At 48.5% G+C, this 20,401-nt stretch carries 20 protein-coding genes and 1 riboswitch; of the genes, 1 reads left to right on the top strand and 19 read right to left on the bottom strand.

The window, feature by feature from the left end:
- Window positions 1–70 precede the first annotated feature (70 nt).
- The 5 genes from AC50YG_RS28350 to AC50YG_RS28330 are packed head-to-tail and all read right to left on the bottom strand — an operon-like array spanning window position 71 to window position 5,045.
- Window positions 71–904, bottom strand: coding sequence for an ABC transporter ATP-binding protein (locus AC50YG_RS28350; RefSeq protein ID WP_494831874.1), 834 nt, complete (start codon window positions 902–904; stop codon window positions 71–73).
- Window positions 901–1,677: an ATP-binding cassette domain-containing protein gene (locus AC50YG_RS28345; RefSeq protein ID WP_494831873.1), complete on the bottom strand. Its 777-nt coding sequence runs from the start codon at window positions 1,675–1,677 to the stop codon at window positions 901–903. Before AC50YG_RS28345 ends, AC50YG_RS28350 begins: the two co-directional genes overlap by 4 nt.
- A gap of 1 nt (window position 1,678) precedes the next feature.
- Window positions 1,679–2,506, bottom strand: coding sequence for a nickel transporter permease (nikC, locus tag AC50YG_RS28340; RefSeq protein ID WP_494831872.1), 828 nt, complete (start codon window positions 2,504–2,506; stop codon window positions 1,679–1,681).
- A 15-nt stretch (window positions 2,507–2,521) separates the two neighbouring features.
- Window positions 2,522–3,451, bottom strand: coding sequence for a nickel ABC transporter permease (nikB, locus tag AC50YG_RS28335; RefSeq protein WP_494831871.1), 930 nt, complete (start codon window positions 3,449–3,451; stop codon window positions 2,522–2,524).
- A gap of 19 nt (window positions 3,452–3,470) precedes the next feature.
- On the bottom strand, window positions 3,471–5,045 hold the full coding sequence (locus AC50YG_RS28330; protein WP_494831870.1) for an ABC transporter substrate-binding protein: 1,575 nt from the start codon (window positions 5,043–5,045) through the stop codon (window positions 3,471–3,473).
- Between the two features lie 283 nt (window positions 5,046–5,328).
- Window positions 5,329–5,598: riboswitch (cobalamin riboswitch) on the bottom strand.
- Between the two features lie 274 nt (window positions 5,599–5,872).
- Here AC50YG_RS28330 and AC50YG_RS28325 point away from each other — a divergent pair.
- Window positions 5,873–6,904, top strand: a complete 1,032-nt coding sequence (locus AC50YG_RS28325) for a hypothetical protein (RefSeq protein WP_494831868.1) — start codon at window positions 5,873–5,875, stop codon at window positions 6,902–6,904.
- Window positions 6,905–6,982: 78 nt separating this feature from the next.
- Here AC50YG_RS28325 and AC50YG_RS28320 read toward each other — a convergent pair whose 3' ends face one another.
- From AC50YG_RS28320 to rplU, 14 genes are all read right to left on the bottom strand, one after another.
- Window positions 6,983–7,978 (bottom strand): ABC transporter substrate-binding protein, encoded by a 996-nt coding sequence (locus AC50YG_RS28320; RefSeq protein WP_494831866.1) that lies wholly within the window; start codon window positions 7,976–7,978, stop codon window positions 6,983–6,985.
- Window positions 7,979–8,094: 116 nt separating this feature from the next.
- Window positions 8,095–9,264, bottom strand: coding sequence for a helix-turn-helix domain-containing protein (locus AC50YG_RS28315; protein WP_494831864.1), 1,170 nt, complete (start codon window positions 9,262–9,264; stop codon window positions 8,095–8,097).
- Between the two features lie 294 nt (window positions 9,265–9,558).
- Window positions 9,559–11,355, bottom strand: coding sequence for a LysM peptidoglycan-binding domain-containing protein (locus tag AC50YG_RS28310; RefSeq protein WP_494831862.1), 1,797 nt, complete (start codon window positions 11,353–11,355; stop codon window positions 9,559–9,561).
- Window positions 11,356–11,631: 276 nt separating this feature from the next.
- Window positions 11,632–12,516: a prephenate dehydratase gene (gene pheA / locus AC50YG_RS28305; protein WP_494831964.1), complete on the bottom strand. Its 885-nt coding sequence runs from the start codon at window positions 12,514–12,516 to the stop codon at window positions 11,632–11,634.
- A 5-nt stretch (window positions 12,517–12,521) separates the two neighbouring features.
- The gene (thrB, locus tag AC50YG_RS28300) at window positions 12,522–13,499 is read right to left on the bottom strand and encodes a homoserine kinase (RefSeq protein ID WP_473761764.1); all 978 of its coding nucleotides are present in this window, start codon (window positions 13,497–13,499) and stop codon (window positions 12,522–12,524) included.
- 35 nt (window positions 13,500–13,534) lie between these two features.
- The gene (locus AC50YG_RS28295) at window positions 13,535–14,821 is read right to left on the bottom strand and encodes a homoserine dehydrogenase (protein ID WP_473761766.1); all 1,287 of its coding nucleotides are present in this window, start codon (window positions 14,819–14,821) and stop codon (window positions 13,535–13,537) included.
- A gap of 45 nt (window positions 14,822–14,866) precedes the next feature.
- Entirely contained in the window at window positions 14,867–15,304 is a 438-nt protein-coding gene (locus AC50YG_RS28290) for an ACT domain-containing protein (protein ID WP_341281759.1), read from the bottom strand.
- 217 nt (window positions 15,305–15,521) lie between these two features.
- A complete protein-coding gene (locus tag AC50YG_RS28285; RefSeq protein WP_494831853.1) occupies window positions 15,522–16,085 on the bottom strand; it encodes a hypothetical protein in 564 nt (187 codons plus the stop codon).
- A gap of 106 nt (window positions 16,086–16,191) precedes the next feature.
- Window positions 16,192–16,719: a hypothetical protein gene (locus AC50YG_RS28280; RefSeq protein WP_494831851.1), complete on the bottom strand. Its 528-nt coding sequence runs from the start codon at window positions 16,717–16,719 to the stop codon at window positions 16,192–16,194.
- A 266-nt stretch (window positions 16,720–16,985) separates the two neighbouring features.
- Window positions 16,986–18,305, bottom strand: a complete 1,320-nt coding sequence (obgE, locus tag AC50YG_RS28275; protein WP_473761772.1) for a GTPase ObgE — start codon at window positions 18,303–18,305, stop codon at window positions 16,986–16,988.
- Between the two features lie 13 nt (window positions 18,306–18,318).
- Window positions 18,319–19,056 carry a Spo0B domain-containing protein gene (locus tag AC50YG_RS28270; protein WP_494831849.1) on the bottom strand — a complete coding sequence of 246 codons (738 nt, stop codon included), beginning with the start codon at window positions 19,054–19,056 and terminating at the stop codon, window positions 18,319–18,321.
- Between the two features lie 126 nt (window positions 19,057–19,182).
- Window positions 19,183–19,494, bottom strand: a complete 312-nt coding sequence (gene rpmA / locus AC50YG_RS28265) for a 50S ribosomal protein L27 (protein WP_046229372.1) — start codon at window positions 19,492–19,494, stop codon at window positions 19,183–19,185.
- 14 nt (window positions 19,495–19,508) lie between these two features.
- Complete coding sequence (locus AC50YG_RS28260) at window positions 19,509–19,844, bottom strand: ribosomal-processing cysteine protease Prp (protein WP_473761777.1); 336 nt, start codon at window positions 19,842–19,844, stop codon at window positions 19,509–19,511.
- Between the two features lie 10 nt (window positions 19,845–19,854).
- A complete protein-coding gene (gene rplU, locus AC50YG_RS28255; protein WP_046229374.1) occupies window positions 19,855–20,166 on the bottom strand; it encodes a 50S ribosomal protein L21 in 312 nt (103 codons plus the stop codon).
- Window positions 20,167–20,401 lie beyond the last annotated feature (235 nt).

Here is a 20,401-nt window from a genome sequence, read left to right as displayed (position 1 = left end):
CTTCCAATATTATGCGCGTAAGAGAAACGCAGCATGCGAGCTAGCTTTTATTCGTTCTACCGACAACCTTCTACTCAGCGTTCTTCGCGCATTCAGCAGATCCCACATTTACAGCCTCAGCAAGCGTCGCAAATAAAGCATGGGTATACGGATGCTTGAGCTTTCCTTCCTCCCACTGACTGAACGTTTCTACGATTTCGCCCTGATACATGACGGCAACTCGGTCGCACAGCTGACGGGCAAGCCCCAGATCATGCGTAATGAATAAGTAGGACAGCTCTTGCTGCCGCTGAATTTGCTGAAGCATCTCCACAATAGATGCCTGTGATAAAGGATCGAGACTGGCTAACGACTCGTCGAAAATAATCAAATCCGGCTGCACGGCCAGCGCTCTTGCGATGCATACACGCTGCTTCTGTCCGCCGCTTAGCTGATGCGGCAGCTTCTCCAAGAAGCTTTCATCCAAGCCGACGGCACGTATAAGCTGCACGCTGGCCTCCCGAATTTCCGGCGGACGCTTCGCGTCAAAATTGCGCAGCGGCTCCGCAAGCACTTCCTTCACAAGCATTCGGGGATGCAGCGAGGATGCGGAATCCTGAAGCACAAGCTGTACGCTTTTGTATACCTGCAGATCCTTCATATGAGGTCCATGAATAGACTGGCCGCCGAGCAAAATTTGCCCGGAGCTCAGCGTTTCAAGCTTCATAATGAGCTTGGCTAATGTGCTTTTCCCGCTGCCGCTTTCTCCAACAAGCCCAAGCGTTTCACCAAGGTGCAGCGCAATATCTACCTGCTTCACAGCTTGAACGGACGCCTTGCCGTCCTGCGTCTTGAGCCCTCTTCGCCTTCTCAGCAGCCGCAGCGGATATGCCTTGGACACCTGACGCAATTCCAATATGATCATAGGGCGCTCCCTTTCGCATGGACTGAGGTTATCCCGCTGGGCTGCATCGTAATCACACGATCCGCGAATTTGCGGACGCTTTGCTCGTCATGCGAAATGAGCAGCACCGTCAGGCCAAAATCCGCCTGCAGCTGCTTCAGAAGCGTTAGCACCCGGTCGCGATTGAGGGCATCCAGCGCCGTCGTTGGCTCATCGGCAATAAACAGCGTCGGCTCCGTGCTCAGCATCATCGCAAGCAGCACCCTCTGGCGCATGCCTCCGCTTAGCTCAAAAGGGTATGCGTCCAATATCAGTTCCGGGTCCGCAAAGCCAATACGTTGCAGCAGCATATACAAATACGATTCCATTTCTTTGCGCGATCGCTTCGCCTGCAGCTTCAGCGTCTCGACCATCTGCCTCCGCACCGTGCGGATCGGATCAAGTCCGCTTAGAGAATGCTGAATGAGCAAGGCGATTTCCTCTCGGCGAAGCTGCTGCATGCGGCGCTCATCATAACGGGAAATATCATCGCCCCCGTAAAAAATTTGCCCTCCTGTCAGGCGCAGCCCGGTTTCCAGCAGTCCGACAAGCGCATGGGCCGTCATACTTTTGCCACAGCCGCTTGGCCCTACAAGCGCAGCCATTTCACCAGCATGAAGCTCCAAGGAAACATTTTGGACGATAGGGCACCATTTTCCAGCCTGCTGCCGGGAAATTTCTATATTTTGAACGCAGAGCAGCGGTGCATCGTTAAGGTTGGCGCTGTTGATAATGTTCGTGCTGCTTTCCGCCATCTTACACCTCTTTCGGAACGTAAGCGTTCTGCTCTTTAAATCGGTCGCCAATTAATTGGCATGATAACACGAAGCTCACGATCGCAAGCCCCGGAAAAATCATGACATGCGGCGCCAGCTGAAAATAACGCGTAGCATCATGCAGCATGACGCCCCATTCAGGAGTCGGCGGCTGCACGCCTAGGCCGAGAAAAGATAGACCGGCGATGAGCAGCACGATTTTGCCAATGTCCAGCGTACTAAATACAGCAATTGGCGCTGCAATCTGCGGCAAAATATAACGGCGCATAATTCGCAAATGAGAATTACCGGACATGCGGGCTGTAATTAAGTAATCCTCTTTGCTTACCTTAAGCACAAGCCCGCGGATAAGCCGGACATAATTGGCCCACCTCACGATAACAATCGCAAGGATCATATTCGTAAACCCGGGTCCGAGAATGCCCACAATCGCAATCGTCAGCACAAAATCGGGAAAAGCGAGCGTGCCGTCCATCAGCCGCATGAAAAAATGATCGGTGCGTCCGCCAAAATAGCCGGTCAACAGCCCGATCGGCAAGCTAATGCATAAGCTCAATCCCAAAATAACAAAAGCAATCGAAACAGTCGTCCGAATGCCGTACAAAATACGAGATAAAATACAGCGCCCCAAATGATCGGTGCCAAAAGGGTATTCGCCGCTCGGCGACAGAAGCCGATTGGATAAATTGACCTGCAGCGGGTTATGAGGCGCGAGCCATGGGGCAAGCAAGCCCAGCAGTACGATGACTGCAAATAGGCCGATGCCAAGCAGCAGGCTTGTATTCTTTTTCTTAAAAAGGGTCCGCATAAAAAAGGGTACCTCCTAGCTTGCCCGCAGCCGCGGGTCCAAGCGCACATAAAAAACTTCAACCGCCAAATGGATCGCGACAAACAAGAAGGAGGTGAATACCACATAACCTTGAATGACCGGATAATCCCGCGCCGTTATCGCTTCAATAATATATTTGCCTACGCCGGGCCAGGAGAAGATCGTCTCAACGATCACATTCCCCCCCAGCATAAAAGCAAAGCTTGTCCCCAGCATCGATAAAATCGGCAAAAACGCATGCTTAAACACTTGGAAGATTAAAATCCTTCCCTTGGACAAGCCTCGCGCACGCGATGCCTTGACGAAATTCTGGCTGTTCATCTCGAGCATATTCGTCCGCAAAACCCGGGCATATACCGCACCAAGTCCGAGCCCAAGCGTAACCGCCGGCATTAAGAGGTGAGCAAGGCCGCCGCGTCCCATGGAAGGCAGCCAGCCAAGACGGACCGAGAAAAAATAAATCAATAAAAAACCGAGCCAAAAGGAGGGGATCGAGGCGCCAAGCAGCGCCAGCAATCGGCCCATCCGGTCAAGCAGCCCTGTTGAAAAGATTGCGGTGGCGAGGCCGATGAGGCAGGTTGCCAGCAGCATGACAAATGCACCAGCAGAGGCCAGCTCCAGTGTGGCGGGCAGCCTTTTAAGCAGTTCGCCAGCAACTGGCTCCTTGGACATATAAGATGTCCCCCACTGCCATGTAAATACATCGCCAAGCCAGCGTATATATTGGCTCCATAAGGAGTCTGTCAGCCCCATTTCCTCCCGCAGTGCGTCAATCGCCTCCTGTGAAGCCGGGATATTGTGCGTGGTCAGCAAAATTCTCGCCGGATCGCCCGGAGACACCCTCATTAAAATGAAGGTAAGCGTCGCTACGCAAAAAATGACAAGCAGCATTTGCATGGCGCGTTCGAGCCAAAAACGAAGCATACTTAGGTACACCCTTTACTTAGGTGATATCGACTTCAGCTGTCACATAATAATATTCTATCGGATGCGGAATAAAGCCCGTTACCCCTTTTTTCACGCCAAATACATTGTCGGGGTGTACGATAAACGACTGCGGCAAATCTTCATTAATAATGTCCTGAGCTTCTATCGCAAGCGCATTGCGTGCTTCTGTAGCAGACGTTTCGTTCAGCTTGTTAATAACCGTCTCAAGCGGCTTCGATACATAATGGCTGACATTCGATTCGCTAGCTGATTGATAGAAAATGTTCAAGAAATATTGCGGATCGCCCGTGTGTGCCGTCAGCATGCTGTACATAGCAAGATCCCAATCGGACTTCGCCAGCTCAGCATCAATATTTTCAACCTTGCGTATTTTCACGGTAATGCCTTCATTAAGCAGTTGGTTCTGAATAACCTCTGCCATTACGGACAGCTCTGGGCGGTGCGGGAACGTAAGGAGCGTCGCCTCGAATGGCTTGCCTTCCTTCTCCCACATGCCAGCCGCATTTTTCTGCCAGCCGCCAGCGGTCAGCAATTGCTCCGTCGTTTCTCCTGCTGCTTGCTCCGCTACTTTGCCAAATGGCAAAATTTCCGGGAACGGGCTTTTCGCTTTCGTGCCATAGCCACGCATTACCGATTCAATAATTGCCTCGCGCGGAATGGCTTGATCTACAACCTCGCGGTTTGCTTTTTCTTTAAACAAAGCAGAATTCATATTAAATAATACCATATGTGTACGAACCGATGGTGCAGATAGCACTTCCAGCTTGCTGTCCTTCTCTACCAGCTCAATGCTGTCAATCGGAATGTCCGTTGCAACATCTACTTCGCCAGCTTGCAGCGCCATCAGGCGGGTATTGCCATCGGTTACAAACTTCATTGTCACTTCCTTAAGCTTCGCCGGTTGTCCCCAATAACCATCATAACGCTCAACAACAAGCGATACGTCTTTCGTAAACTGCTTGATTTTGAAAGCTCCCGTCATGGCCGGGTAGCTGCCCGCTTCCTTCATGCTGTCGACATCAAGAATAATCGTGCTTGGATCAGCCAAGCTGGAAATGATAGCCGAGTTCGGCTGTGTTGTTATAATTTTCAGCTCATCCGGTGCAACCACTTCCATATCTTTCACCAGCAGCAAATCCTTCGCCAGATGGCTATTTTCAATGGAACGAAGCAGCGAAGCCTTCACGCTTTCTGCATCCATCTTTTTGCCGTCGTGAAACGTTACGTTGTTCTCCAGCTTGAGCGTCCACGTGTTAGCATCCTCCTGCTTCCACTCCTTCGCAAGCCAAGCGGCCGGCTGCAGCTGCTCATTCAATTTAATAAGCGTTTCCCCTGCGCCAGAGCGCATAACGTCCCAGCTGTCATCGCCATGCGGATCAACGCCTGCTGGGTTCCAGGTGTACGCCATTGTCAGTGTTTTATTTGCGGCAGAAGCATTGTTTTCCCCGGCAGCATTGGTGCCCTTCCCTGCGTTTGAGTCAGCATTCGTGCTGCATCCTGCAAGCACCAGCATCAGGCAAACGATCATCATTCCAAGTGACAAGCTAAATGGCTTCTTCGTGTTGTTCATTTTTCTTTTGTCTCCCCTTCTAGTAAGCGTAAACGGCCGAAAGCCGTCCTGTGGCGGCAAAGCTACCGTTTCGCGTAGAAATATAGAGAAAGGATAGAAAAATCATATCCTTTCCTATATTTTAAAAAAAGCATCCCCGACCCTTAAGAAAGCAGTCAGAAATGCTTTTATGATAAATAACTAAACCTTATCTGCGTCTGCTCGTCATGGAGCAGCAAATAATCGTTAGACATTTTGCAATAAATGGGCATAACCAACCACCTCCCTAAGCACCGTAGGTCAAACAGTGATGTTAAAACAGGCAGGTCTCCTGACTTGGGGCCTCCCTCTCTTCCCTTCCCGGCTAGGGCGAGCATCTGCAATTCGTCCTGCGACGAAAAGAAGCTCATCAGCCAGTGGTTCATTTGTGAGGGGAGCGCAGCTTAATGAGTTGATTAGCTGCTGCCCTATACAGTGGCGGGTCCGTGTCGGCCTTTAACCGAACTTCCCTTTTAAGCGAACTAAGGCCTATATGTCCTTGCCTTCGTGCCGCACCTATTTTCATACAATTATGAAGTTTTGCAGGCTAATCAGCCTATCTTGTCCGTAATCCACTCTTAATCTTAGGGAGGAAGTGCTGATCTGTCAACATTTTGATTTAGATAAGCTTTAGTTCCATCATAATGCACACGCCCCAGTGTCTTAAACAAGCTAAATGAAAGGTTTTTCAATATAAAACTTTCATATTTTTTCCAGTAATGATATATTGAAAATACTTCACGCATGATGAGCTTATTTATTAAGTTAGTCCAATAGATACTCTATCAAATAGAAAAGGAATGATCACATTGCCGGTGAAAATCCTTCCAGTCGAAGTAAAACAAATTATTGATTCCTATTGGTTTTACAGTGATTTTTATTCGATTATATCTCGCGTAGATTCGAAAAAAATGTGGTTTATGAATAATTATATTAATTTATTCGATATTCCCGATCCAAACCAATTATATACCTTTTTCTACAATGGTTATTATAGAGATAAAATGGTTGAGTTTTATGACTGCCCTTTTATTGATTTTCAGCGGATAGCGATAGACAGGCGAAGCTCGACTATTTTGAATAATGACCTGCTTGATTTTATTAAAGCATCGATTGACGGCGGCTACTATGTGATCGTTATGATCGACCGTTTTTATATAAAAGAATATGAAATTTCTGCGAAATCCCCACATGAAGTCATGATAAATGGGTATGATGATGCCAATAAAAAGCTATATTTTTGTGACAATAATGCCAATGGAAAATACTCAACGAATATCACCTGTGATTACGAGGCTTTTAGCAGAGCGTTTCATTTATTGGAAATCGAAGCCCATGATTTTAAACAGCATCTTTATTTATTGAAGCCTCTCGAAAATAACGACTATGCTTTTTCTCTAAAATACGTGAAAAATACGATGAAAGCCTATCTCTTATCTAGGGCACATACGGATGAATATTACAACGAAGCTACAGGCACACCCGGGCTAACCTTCGGCATTAATGTATACGACAAGGCCTCCGATTATTTAAAATATTTGGCTCAAGAGGAGGTTGTATTTGATATTAGATCGTTTCACCTGCTTTACGACCATAAGAAATGTATGACTATGCGATTAGACTACATGATTAATAACAAGCATTTGATTGATGATAATCAAATTTTGAACAGATGGAGAAAGCTGGAGGCGGCTGTGCATGCTGTAAGAAATTCCATTTTAAAATATTGGCTTACTCGAAGCTCGGACGCTTTGTACAAGCAAATGGAGCAATTGCATAAATTAAAGGAGACGGAAATGGGTTTGCTGCAGGAGGTTGTGGACCAGTTGAAGGATGGTTAATAGAAGCCATACCGTTTATGGTGACTGCATGGCTTCTCTTGACGCTTTAGGCAAAGTGAATGGTGAGCATGGACGAGTTTACTTTTTTCCACCAGAAGCTAGCAAGTCAGCCACTTCTTTCATCGTTTCTCTAATTGTAATACTGTCTGCCAGATAATATTTGTCTTGGTCGAGTAGATGTACCTTTCCATTCTTGACTGCCGGCAATCCTTGCCATAAGCCTGATTTCTGAAGCTCATTGTAGTCTTCCTCATCCTCTACAATGAGCAGTAGATGATCCCCTACATACTCTGGAAGCAGCTCCTGCGAGACGACAACCGCATTTTTCCAACGATCCATATTCATTTCTGCCTGAACCTTATCTACTGCTTTGGCTTGTAAGGCTGTCCTCACGACATACCCACCAAAGTTAGTACTCAAATAAATTCGCAGTCCGCCTTCCTCGATAAGAAGAATAGAAACCGATTCATCTCCAATGGCTTGCTTCACCTTCGCTCGCGAAACATCCCTCTCTTCCTCGTAATCTTTAATCCAACCACTCGCTAATGACTTCTTTCCCAATACATCCGCTACTTTAGGAAAAACATCATAAATTGGATCGCTGAACTTAATGTACACAATCGGAGATACTTTTTCTAATTTATCCATAATATCAGGATAAATTTCCGGATAGACAGAACTAAAAATCATTAAATCCGGTGAAAGCTCTACTATTTTCTCAACATTTGGCGGATCACCGATAGAATCAACGCCTGCCAGTGATGGTTTTATGAACGAGTTAAGAAAATCATTATCGCAAACCGCAATCGGCTGAATGCCAACCGTTATGGCCACCGAAGAAAACTCGCATACAGCAACCTTTTGCGGCAAGACTGGAATTTCCACAGCCCTCCCCATATCGTCGGTGAATATTCTTGTCCCCGCAGTCACATCGGCTTGTTCTGCGTTCAGAGCCATGTTGCTTCCTCCGTCCTCCAACGGCTTGTCTGCCATTGAACCACATGCCGCAATAACGAATAAAATGACCAGCATTCCTGCCATGTACAAGCCTCTACTGCTGCTTAACTGTTTCATTTCTTCTTATTCCCCTTCAGTCTTATAATTAATAATGATTATCATAATCGATTATAGGGCTTCCTTCTTAATAATATCCATACACTATCATGATTGCTGATGGATTGTTATGTATCTTATTCATATTCTTCTCCCTCAATTCCTACGCCTAGCAACACAGCCGCTTCTTCCATTTGCGCCATAATGGACAACGGATCATAAGCCAGCCACTGGTGTACATCAACTAGATAAATATTGCCGCTGCGCACGGCGGGGAAGGATGACCATACAGAAGACTCTTGAATGTCGGCCCATACTTGGCGAGTCTCCTCATCAGGCTGCACGACGACGATAAGGTGATCCGCCCTGAAAAAAGGCAGCTCTTCCAGAGTTATGACTGTGGAGTGATAGCTATCATTTATTTCGAATTGCTTCGCAAGCTTATAAGGTGGTGTCAAACCAAGCGAACGGTACAACGAATAGCCCATAATTTGGTTTCCATACATTTGAAGAAATTCAGCCCGAACACGGAAAACCGCAATCGTCTGCCCTTCCATCTTCCTAAACAACCTGTTTCTAAGCTCAAGAGCTCTCTCTTCATAATTCCGCAGCCATTCCTCTACCTGTCGCTCCAAACCTAAAGCACTTCCAATTGCTTTGAATTGAACATATAAAGGGTCTTTTTTGTCATCCACCTCTATAACCTTCGCTCCGCACTGACCACGCTGCAGCCAGGAAGTTGGACCTACAACAATATCGGGCTTTAATTGATCTGTTGCATCAGAGTCATAATAGGGGAATTCATCTATTCCTACATCTAGAGCATCATCAGACCAGTCCGCAAGCAGCCCTCTAAGTCCGACCATGCCTGCGCTGACACCTACAGGACGAATACCAAGCGCTCGTATATGCCCATAGTAGTCAACCGCTACAACACGCAATGGCTTTTCTTGTTTGTACGCTGAAGGTGCGACGCCCGAATTTAACTTAAAGCGGCGGCTAAAATAATAGGGATCGTCGAAGCCAACCATTCGTCCAACCTGTTTGACTGTGATGCCCGGACGCTGCAGCAGCAGCTTGGCTGCCTGTATTCGCAGTTCCGTCAAAAAGTCAACGGGAGATTGTCCCTTATATGTTTTGAATAATCTTGAATAATGCTCTGGATTTAGCCCAGCCATTTGTGCAAGTTGATTCCTCGTCAATCTATCGCCAAAATGCGCTTCCATATACAGAGCCGTTTCCTCAATTCTATCCTTTAACAATCTGTTTGTTCCTGTCGTTTTTTCACCTTTATTCATTGCAACCATGCTAACCTCCAAGTCAACGAAGCTTCTGTCAGTTGTCCAAGTAGAATGCCGCCATTTACAGTGGTTTGAGCTTTCTAATGACTTGATTATAGCATCAACCTCATGAACAGAATTAAATAAATGAAACTAAGCAGAAACGAAAATGACATGCGCTTCTCAACCGTTGTGGTCCGCAAAGAAAATGAAACAAACTGTCTTCGGTTCGATACCGAAGACAGCTTATTGGGCAGCGCTCTTGTTAATTATCTGCCAGTTGTAGACTTGACTAGGAGACAAGGTGCTTTATTACGTTTTTTAACGGCTAATCCAAGGGCTGCTGTTTTGCTTGCTCGTTCTCGAGCGAGGGGCAACGGTGCGAATAACCGCTTTTTTATTGGATTTGCGCTGCGTATTGTTTTTGCCGTTTTTTACATTGATTGTCGTTATTTCTTTTACTTCCTCATCTTCTTCGCGCTTATCCTTGCAGCCGCAATTGCATGGTTTTTGTGTCTCTACTCCAGCGGTTTGCATAGGATAATATCCGTACGGCGGGAACGGAGGAAATGCTGAAACGGGATAGCCGTTGCAGTTGTTGCCAATTGGCGATACCATTCCGCCATAGCCATAGCCTTGCGTGTTCGCTGGCGATACGGCTCCACCATAGCCGTAGCCCTGTGTTTCTGCAGGCGATACCATTCCTCCGTAACCTTGCGTGCTTGCTGGCGATACGGCTCCACCATAGCCGTAGCCTTGTGTTTCTGCAGGCGATACCATTCCGCCATAACCTTGCGTGCTTGCTGGCGATACGGCTCCACCATAGCCGTAGCCCTGCGTTTCTGCAGGCGATACCATTCCGCCATAACCTTGCGTGCTTGCTGGCGATACGGCTCCACCATAGCCGTAGCCCTGCGTTTCTGCAGGCGATACCATTCCGCCGTAACCTTGCGTCTCCGCAGGTGATACCATTCCACCATAGCCGTAGCCTTGCGTTTCTGCTGGCAATACCATTCCGCCGTAACCTTGCGACTCCGCAGGTGATACCATTCCACCATAGCCGTAGCCTTGTGTTTCTGCAGGCGATACCATTCCGCCATAACCGTAACCATGCGTCTCAGTTGGCGACACTTGACCGCCATAACCGTAGCCACCGGCGCCGATACCACCTATCGGATACATGCCTGGAGGACATGGATTATAGCCTCCTCCCTGGCTTGCAGGGCTAACCATAGTTGGCTGCTCCCAATGACCGTAACCGCCTGTTTGGGCAGGTGATACCATCGTAGGCATGCCGTAGCCACCGTATTGCGGCCAAGTAGGAGCAGTTGCAGCGGGAGATACAGTCGTAGTCGGGTAAGTCGATGAGGCTTCTACCGCAGGCGTGCCATACTGCATAAACAAGTCAACGCTTTGCTGATGATGGGAATAAACCGGGTACGTCTTTTTCTCCACTGGCTTCTCAATTGGCAGCGGTTTTGGTTTTGGCTGTGGCGCAGGTGCTGCCTCCGGCAATGTAGGCGTCACAATGGGAGCGGTTGGCGTCTTCGTTATTGGGGCAGTTGGCGTCTTCGCAATAGGAGCGGTTGGCGTTTTTTCGGTTACTGGCGCAGTCGGCGTTTTGCCAGGTATTTGCCCTGTCGGTTTTTTTCCTCCAACCCATTGCTGTACCCCTTGCATGACCGACAGCGGATGCAGGGCATGATGTCCTGCATGACCGCCGGTTCCAGCTGCAGTCATCCCTGCTCCTGTAGTCCCCGCGCCTGTAGTCGGTGTAGTCGTCATATGGCCCGCTTTTGGCACATTAACAATTTCGCCTGTCATAAGCACATTGGGATTTTTAAGTTGAGGATTCGCTTTGATCATATCGGCTAGCGGAACTCCCCATGCCTTGGACAGTTTCCACAGCGTATCCCCCTGCTTCACCACATATTGGTGCATGATGTCCATTCCACCAGTTCCATGGGATGAGGATGGGATTTTAATTTTCATGCCCACCTCAATGACGTCTGGATTCGTAATGGAAGGATTAAGCTTCAAAATCTCCTCAACCGTAACATGATGTTTCTGACCGATTAAGTAGAGGGAATCGCCTTTCTTCACTACATAAATTTTCACTTGCCGACAACCTCCTGTCACGTTCTTTAAATAACAAGCATAAATACTGCCGTGCATGTTTGCTTGCTATCAATCTTTATATCCTATGCAGCACATGGGCAGGTGTCCCCAATTTTGCAAAAAAAATAGCAAGCCGCAGCCAGCTTCCCAGAAGCTGTGCGTCTCGCTATTAGCAAAAATCAATTCCCTCGGCCTAATTCAGCCATTTAATCTATCCTTACAGCTAAGAAGAGATGCGGTAACTTGCCGCATTCCCCCTATCTGTTACCCGAGCTATTATCCTTTCGACTGCTGGAGCTGCTCATACGTAAAACTTGGATAACAGCCCAGCACGCGTACCTGACAACCGATAGCTTCAATTTCAGAAATCGCAGCTGGAAGCAGCACGGTATCAAGCGACATCTCAATGTCGATATAAAAATAGGAATTACCCAGCTTTTTCTTCGTCGGACGCGATTCAATACGCGACAGATTGATGCGGCGCCATGCGAAAGCTGACAACACCTGATGCAGCGCACCTGGATAGTCATCCGGCAAATTCACCAAAATACTCGTCTTCTTAAAATCCGACTGCCGCGCCGTATAAGGCTGCTCACCCACGAGTAAAAATCGCGTATAGTTGTTGCTGTGGTCGGTAATGCTCGCCTGCAAAATATCAAGCTCATTGTTTGCTGCCGCTCTTGACGTACCAATCGCCAGCCAGCCTGCTCCCGGATTGTCGCGTACGATACGCACCGCTTCAGATGTACTGCCAACATGCTCGGTCTCAGCATGCGGAATTTCGCTTCTAAGAAACTGCAAGCACTGCGCCATTGCCACCGGGTGGCTGATTACCTTTTTCACACGGGAATAATCTACAGCGCCATACTCATTCGTCAGCTCTGAACGCCTGCCGATTAAATTTTGAATGGAAGGATACACCCATTCGGCCTGAATCGGCAAGTCCACTTCATGAACCATCCAGTCCATATGCAGACTAACCGAGCCTTCAATTGTGTTCTCAATCGGAATAATGCTATAGCCGCTTTCCCCTTTAACCGTCGACAGAAACACATCGGCAATGAGTCGATGATGCTTCCACGCTACTTCTTCTCCAGCAAAAAACTGCCGTGCCGCTTCGTCTGATACAGAACCCGCTGGCAGTAAAGCAACCGATTTAATCGTACTCATACGGCCTCTCCTCTAATCCGCTCAAGCAAGCCCAGCGATTCTGTGCCAGCCTCTGCCTGCTCTATCGTTACTACCGGCCCTTCCGCACATGGCTTCAGCCATAGCGTCTGCGCCTCAATCCCTTCCTGCTTCAACGTTCCCAGCAGAAAATGCTCCAGCTCCTGCTTGCGAGGGCTGTCCGACTCTACAAAAGCGATGAGCGTCGGGCCTGCGCCGCTTAAAGCTGCTCCCAGCGCGCCATAATCGGCCGCTTTGGCCAAAATTTCCGCCATGCCGGGAATAAGCGCTGCCCGGTATGGCTGATGCAGGCGATCCCGCATCGCATGGCGAATGAGCCCTAGCTCGCCGCTGGCAAGAGCCGCAACGAGCAGCGAGCTGCGGCTCACATTAAATACCGCATCCTGCATGCTGATTTGTTTCGGCAGCGCATGACGCGCCTTCTCCGTAGACAGCTGGAATGCGGGAATTGCAACGAGCGCTTCCAGCTTCTCATGCGGCGCCAGACGAACATAATCTGCCCGCTCTCCATCCCAAGCGGACACGACAATGCCGCCAAACAGCGACGCGCCAACATTGTCCGGGTGGCCCTCCAGCGCTGTCGCCATCTGAAACAGCTTATCATCAGACAGCGGACTGCCGATTAACGCATTGGCGGCAACCAGCGCACCTACGATTGCCGAAGCGCTGCTGCCAAGTCCGCGTGTAAGTGGAATATTGCTGTACATCGCAATGTCCAGCTCTGGTACCTGTACGCCCGCTTCCTTGAATACAAGCTGCGCCACTTTATAGATCAAGTTCGACTTATCCTCAGGGATGCCTGTCATTTCGTCTCCATATAGACGCAGCACCGTACGCTCGGCAACTGACATTTCAACCCAGGCATAAAGGGATAGCGCCATGCCCAGCGTATCGAAGCCTGGACCCAAATTAGCGGTGCTCGCAGGCACCTTTACGATTACACGACGGTTATTCATAACGTTATAAAGCTCCTTCGATTACTAGTGTTGGCTTAACCTTCAACGCGATACACGCTCTTCACCTTGCGGATAACATCGAGCTCTTCAAAGGTTTGCAACACCTTCTGCATCGCTGCTTTATTCGCATCATGCGTAATGACGATAATTTCTGCTTCTGGATTGACGGGGTTCGGCTGCTGCAGCACCGATTCCAAGCTCACCTCAAAGTCCGCAAATACTTGAGTAATACGGGCAAGCACGCCTGCGCGATCTGCTACATGGAGGAGCAGGAAATATTTTGAGGAAATTTGCTCATCGGTTTTGAGCTTCTTCTCCTTATACGTCATAATGCCTTGCTTGCCGTTAACGCCAAGCTTCAAGTTTTTCACAACTGCCACGAGATCGGCAACAATCGAGGTAGCCGTAGGCATGCCGCCAGCGCCCGGGCCATAAAACATCGTTTCTCCAACTGCTTCGCCATGTACATATACAGCGTTGAATACGCCATTAACCGACGCGATAGGGTGCGTTTGCTTCACCATCGTTGGCTGTACACTAATGCTGAATTCATCATCTTGACGCTCTGCGATGCCAAGCAGCTTAAGCTCATAACCCAGACGCTTCGCATATTGGATGTCTTCACGGCTGACCGATGAAATTCCTTGAACGGATACATCATCCAAGGCCACTTTGGCACGGAAGCCAAGTGTCGCCAAAATCGTCATTTTGCGCGCAGCATCCAGTCCCTCAACGTCAGAGGTCGGATCGGACTCCGCATAGCCGAGTGCTTGAGCTTCCTTAAGCACATCGGAGTACGAAGCACCTTCCTGGCTCATTTTCGTCAAAATATAGTTCGTCGTGCCGTTAACGATACCCATAATTTTAGTAATCCGGTCGGAGGAGAAGCCTTCGATCAAAGTACGGATAATTGGAATGCCGCCAGCTACGCTCGCCTCATAAAGCACATCGCAGCCATGCTCCTGAGCAACTGCCAAAATTTCCGTGCCATGCAGCGCCATCAAATCTTTATTGGCAGTCACGACGTGCTTGCCGCGAGATAAAGCTTCAATAATATATGGCTTCGTCTGTTCAATTCCGCCCATGACTTCGACGATTACATCAATTTCGGGATTGTGGATAATTTCCCAAGGATCCTCTGTCAGCTTGGATGGATCGATTGAAATATCGCGCGCTTTGTTTTTGTTGCTGACGAGCACCTTCGCAATTTCAATTGCCGAACCGGTCTGGCTTTGCAGATCCTCCTGATGTCCTTCCACGATGCGGACGACACCTGTTCCTACTGTTCCAAGCCCTAGCAAGCCTACTTTAATTGGTTTCATATGATTCCCTCCATTTATACTTCAATAAAATAACGTTCTATTTCATCAGCCTTGCCCGATTACGGCGGCTTTACGCACACCCTGCTGGCTGCGAATAACATCCATTAAAGAGTCCAAATCCCCGCTGAGCTGGGAAACGTCAACTGAAATGACCACATGGGCAAGTCCTTGCAGGGGAATGCTTTGGTTGATCGTCAGCACATTGCCTTCATGCGCCGCCACGAGCGACAGCACCTTTGACAGCACACCCGATCGATGCTCCAGCTCCATGGAAATGGTTACTAGCCGCTCACGGTTAATTTGATGCATCGCATAAACGCCATCTTTATACTTGTAAAAAGCGCTCCTGCTCAGGTTCGCCTTCTCGGCCGCCTCATGCACCGTTGCCGCTTCGCCTCTGGCAAGCATCTCCTTCACCTGCAATGTCTTGAGAATGGCTTCCGGCAGCATATCCTCCCGTACAGCAAAATACCGCTGCGTCACTTCCGTCCCCCCTAAAAAGACATTTGTTCTTCTATAAAGGACATTATAGCGGAATCATAGGGCTGGGGCAATAGGTTTAAATGATAATCCGCTTTTTATCTCGAATCGTCCTCAAAAAAACGTTCCCCGCAAAGTTAAGCTTCGCAGGGAACGCATTCAATTTCATCATTACTTTGTGGTTATCACGGCAAAGCGTCCGCCTCGCGCGCTGCGCAGCCTACTGCTCTGTCCAAGTGACAGTCAGCTCGGAAATGCCTTCCTCAGAAGCCAGCTTGCCGCCGATGATCGATATGAATTCGGAGCCGGAAATCGTTCCCTGAATCACAATATTTTTATCATCTATCGTCTGGGCACCGTCCTTCAGCTTCTTTTCATTTACATAATCTTTATACAATTGGCCCAGCTTGTCGAAGCTTTCCTTCGTCTTGAAAACAAGCAAAACCGATTTTTTGCCGTCATCGATATTTTCCGTCGAATTTATAATAACCGCATCATCGGGAATCGGGAAATCGGCGGGCAAATATTCGGGTCTAACAGCTCCGGACGTTTCACCGCCGCCCTTCCCCTCATCTGATGGAGATGGAGACGGAGATGCTGCAGCGGCATCGCTTGGCGTCGCTTCCGCTCCAGGGCTTGCGCTTTCCGCTGTATTTCCCGGAGCTGCACTCGTTGTTTCCTGAGGAGCTGTATTTGTCCCATTTGCTGCATGATTGCCGCAGGCGCTTACGACACCCGCTATAATAACGACCGACAATAAAGAAAACCTTTTATTTTTTTTCATGTTTTAACATCCTCTCACTCAAAGTAAAAATCATCATCACAGCAGCTCATGCAAGGAAGCTTCAAGCAGGGCTGCATCCAGCTTAATATTTGCTGCTAAACGCTTGTCAATTTTCCGACCAGGTTACTGTAATTTGTGAAACGCCCGCTTCTGAAAGTGTGGTGCCCAGCAGCCAAATCGAATGCGTTTTATCAATCGAGCCCTCAATCATAAGCTTCGAATCCGTAAACGTCACGCTGCCATTTTCCAGCTCTTTATCTATCGTATAGGCTTGATAAAGCTTAGCAAGCTCATCCATCGACTTTTTTGTCGTAAAATTGAGCAATATCACTTTCTTGCCCTCATTTACCGAATTGGAGGAGGTCATGATAACAGCGTCATCGGGAATCGGAAAATCGTTTGGCAGATCAGCCGGTTTTGCAAGAGCCGAAGACGGTTCACTGCCATCTGGCAGCTCGGTTTGCTTCGGTTCTGCCTGTCTCTCGTGCTGACCCGCCGCTGCCTGCTCAGGCCATGTCCGGTCCATCACTGCTGGGGCGCCACTGCCTCCATCCCCCGCATCGTCGCTGCAAGCACTGAGCCATACGGAAATACTCACCATCGTAATTAAGGAGAGTACTTTGCTTCTTCTCATTACGTTAAACATCCTTTCAACTACAGTTTTCCATAGCCTCGCAGTCTCTGCTGCCTAAGCCATGCTCGCTACTGATTCAGCATACCTCCTAACCCTTATCTCCACTTGTTTATGCCTTAGATAGGCCGAATCAATATGCTGCTCTGTATAGCTATTACACCTTTTTCAGCAGGTTATAACAGCTTTAGCGCCATTTTGTGAAAATAGGGCTGGTTGAGCATATAAAAAAAGACGGCTTGCGCCGTCTCCTTGTGCTGCATATTTGATTAAGCCATATAGTCGCTGCCTTCGAAAAATTCAAAGGTGAAATCGCCAATTTGCACCGTATCGCCATCTTTAGCGCCGTGCTTGCGCAGCGCTGCATCAACGCCCATTTTCCGCATAATTTGGGCAAATCGCATGACCGAGTCATACGAAGTAACCTTCATACGCTTCAAATATTTCTCGATGCTTTCGCTTTCGACAACATACAGCTCGTTCTCTTTGCGAATCGTATAGCTGGATTCTTCGCGTTTCTCGAACGTAAACACCTTACGCTCCGTGACATCCTTCACTTCTTCGATTTCCAGTTCATCTGGAACCGACTCCAGCGTATCCATCGCCTTGTACAATAGCTCCTGTACACCCTGTTTCGTTAAAGAAGACATCGGCACGATAAGGTATTCCTTCTCGCCGCGCACCTCATCCAACTGCTGCTTAAACATCTCAAGATGCTCTGCCGCTTCCGGCATATCCATCTTGTTAGCCGCAATAATTTGCGGACGGTCGGCCAGCTTCTCATTGTAGAGCACAAGCTCTTCATTGATTTGCAGCCAATCCTCAAAAGGATCGCGACCCTCGGAGCCGGACATATCCAGCACGTGGACGATGACGCGGGTCCGCTCGACATGGCGTAAAAACTCATGTCCCAGACCAACGCCTTCATGCGCGCCTTCGATTAATCCCGGTAAATCCGCCATCACGAAGCTGCGGTCATCGCCAACGTCTACAACCCCTAAATTCGGCGTTAACGTTGTAAAATGATATGCGCCAATTTTCGGCTTGGCCCCGGATACGACCGACAGCAATGTGGACTTGCCTACGCTTGGAAATCCGACAAGACCTACGTCTGCCATTACCTTAAGCTCAAGCACAATCCAGCGTTCTTGGCCTTCTTCACCAGTCTCGGCAATATCCGGAGCCGGGTTGTTAATCGTTGCAAAACGCGTATTGCCGCGTCCGCCGCGTCCGCCCTTTGCTACTATAATTTCCTGGCCATGACGTGTCATGTCGGCAATAATTTCCTGCGAGTCATCGTCAATAATGATCGTGCCTGGAGGAATGCGTACAATCATATCATCCGCACCCGCACCATGCATGCTTTTCACTTTGCCACGCTCGCCGCGCTCGCCTTTAAAATGCTTCTGATAGCGGAAATCCATCAGCGTACGCAAGCCTTCATCCACACGGAAAATAATATTTCCGCCTTTACCGCCATCGCCACCGGCAGGTCCGCCCTCCGGTACATACTTCTCACGGCGATAGGAAACGATTCCGTCGCCGCCGTTGCCGCCTTTTACAAATATTTTCGCTTTATCGACAAACATGTTGTGCCCCCGTTCAAGCGCGCTTTTCCGCCTTAAGCCGTATTTCCTCCTGCGGATGTTCAATATCGACCGCCTGCAGAGTCGCGCCTTTCAACTGCTGTTTTATTTGATCCTTCAATTGTTGCTCATCCATTAGCTCGCCCTCAAGTTCGAAAGCAACGTGAAGCTGCTGCCCGTCCCAATCAAGTACCAGTGTAAGCACGGCGACTTCGCCAAAACCAGGCTTAACCGCCAGACGATAGCTATTCATTATGCCAATTAATGCTTCGGAAATTTCGTGGCTGGCAAGCGGCAGCTCATTTAAATTCAAGTCCTGCTCTATGTCCACCTTCAGCTCAAGGCAGCTTGTCAGTGTACGGAAGCCTTGAATGTAGCTGACGAGCGCTGGCTCCCCCAGCTTAGAAATTTGACTCTCCGTTAGCATCTTTGCCCTTATTTTCTCCACATATTCCACCGTTTTATCCGGTTTCTGCATCCGCGTGTAGCCATATATCACTTGCAGGTCGTTCATCCAGTCATGCCGATGATGGTTTAGCGTCCTCATCCCTGCGGCCTGGAGGCTGTGTATCGTAAGTGCAAGCTGCTCTGCATGCTCACGCCGCTCCGAGCGAATCCAGATGACTGCAGCAGCCGTAAACCAAAGCATGAAAAGCACTAGCAGCCAGACTGACGAAGGCCATACAAGCATAGCCACAGCCGGTAGCACAATAGAAAAAGCTGCGATGTGCTTTGCCGATTTAATGCGATCCATTTATTGATCCCACTTTCTTCCGCATGTTTCCCAGCTAATTCAGTATAACATGTCGCTGCATTAGCCGATAGGTCTTTAAGCAGCAAATGCCCCGACCTACACGCGAGGCCGGGGCATTTGCTGCTATTATGCTTCTACTGCTGCGGCTACTGGAGCCAGGTCCACTGGATACACGCTCACTTTTTTGCGATCGCGTCCCCAACGCTCAAACTTCACAACGCCTTCGACTTTCGCATAAAGCGTATCGTCTTTGCCGATGCCTACGTTAGTTCCTGGGTGAATTTTTGTTCCGCGTTGACGGAACAAGATGCTTCCAGCAGATACGGTTTGACCGTCAGCACGTTTAGCGCCAAGACGCTTCGATTGACTGTCACGTCCGTTCTTTGTGGAACCTACACCTTTCTTCGAAGCGAAAAGCTGAAGATTCAGTTTCAACATGAGATTTCCCTCCCTCATTCAAGAGATTGTTGTTTAATCACAACATATTTTCCGTAGGACTGTGCGATCGTATTAAGCATCACGATCATCGACTCCAGCAGCAGCTGCACCTTATGATCGGTTTCCTGATCAGCTAACACCGGAATATCCGATGATAACCATCCATTGTCCATTACATAAGGAAGCTTCACATCTGCCAAAGCTTCAACCGAGTTGACTGTACCGACTGATATAGCCGACACGCCAGCGCAGACAATGTCTTTGCCGAGCTTCGCATACTTCGCATGTCCTTTAATCTTAAACGATGTAATCCGCTTGTCAGCATTTCGTACAATCGTAACCGTGATCATAATAATCCTCTTATGCTTGGATTTTGCCGATCGTTACTTTTGTGTACGGTTGACGATGACCTTGCTTACGACGGTAGTTCTTTTTGGCTTTGTATTTGTAAACGATGATCTTTTGGCCTCTGCCTTGTTTTTCAACAGTAGCAGAAACAGTAGCGCCGGAAAGAACTGGAGTACCAGTTACAAGACCGTCTGCACCGGATACAGCCAACACGCGATCAAACGTTACGCTTTCGCCTGCATTGGCGTTCAGTTTTTCGATGAAAAGCACATCGCCTTCCTGAACTTTGTATTGCTTGCCGCCAGTTTCGATAATTGCGAACATTGTGAGTGCACCTCCTTATTGTCGAAGACTCGCCTAATCCAGGTGAATTGCAGCATGGGCTGCCATTGCTTGTACCCGATCGGAGCGGTATCTGCAAGTCCGCTGTATAAAACAATCAGACATACTTGAACATTCTAGCATACAAAATGGAATCAAGCAACCTCTTTTCCACACGATTGTCTATAGCATACCCTCTTGCAGCACATTCCATTGTCTCTATTTTTTTTATTTTGTA

The sequence above is a fragment of the Paenibacillus sp. J31R34 genome (assembly GCF_059383715.1).
The sequence above is the reverse complement of the archived record's forward strand: the minus strand, read 5'-3'. Positions and strand labels throughout refer to the sequence as shown.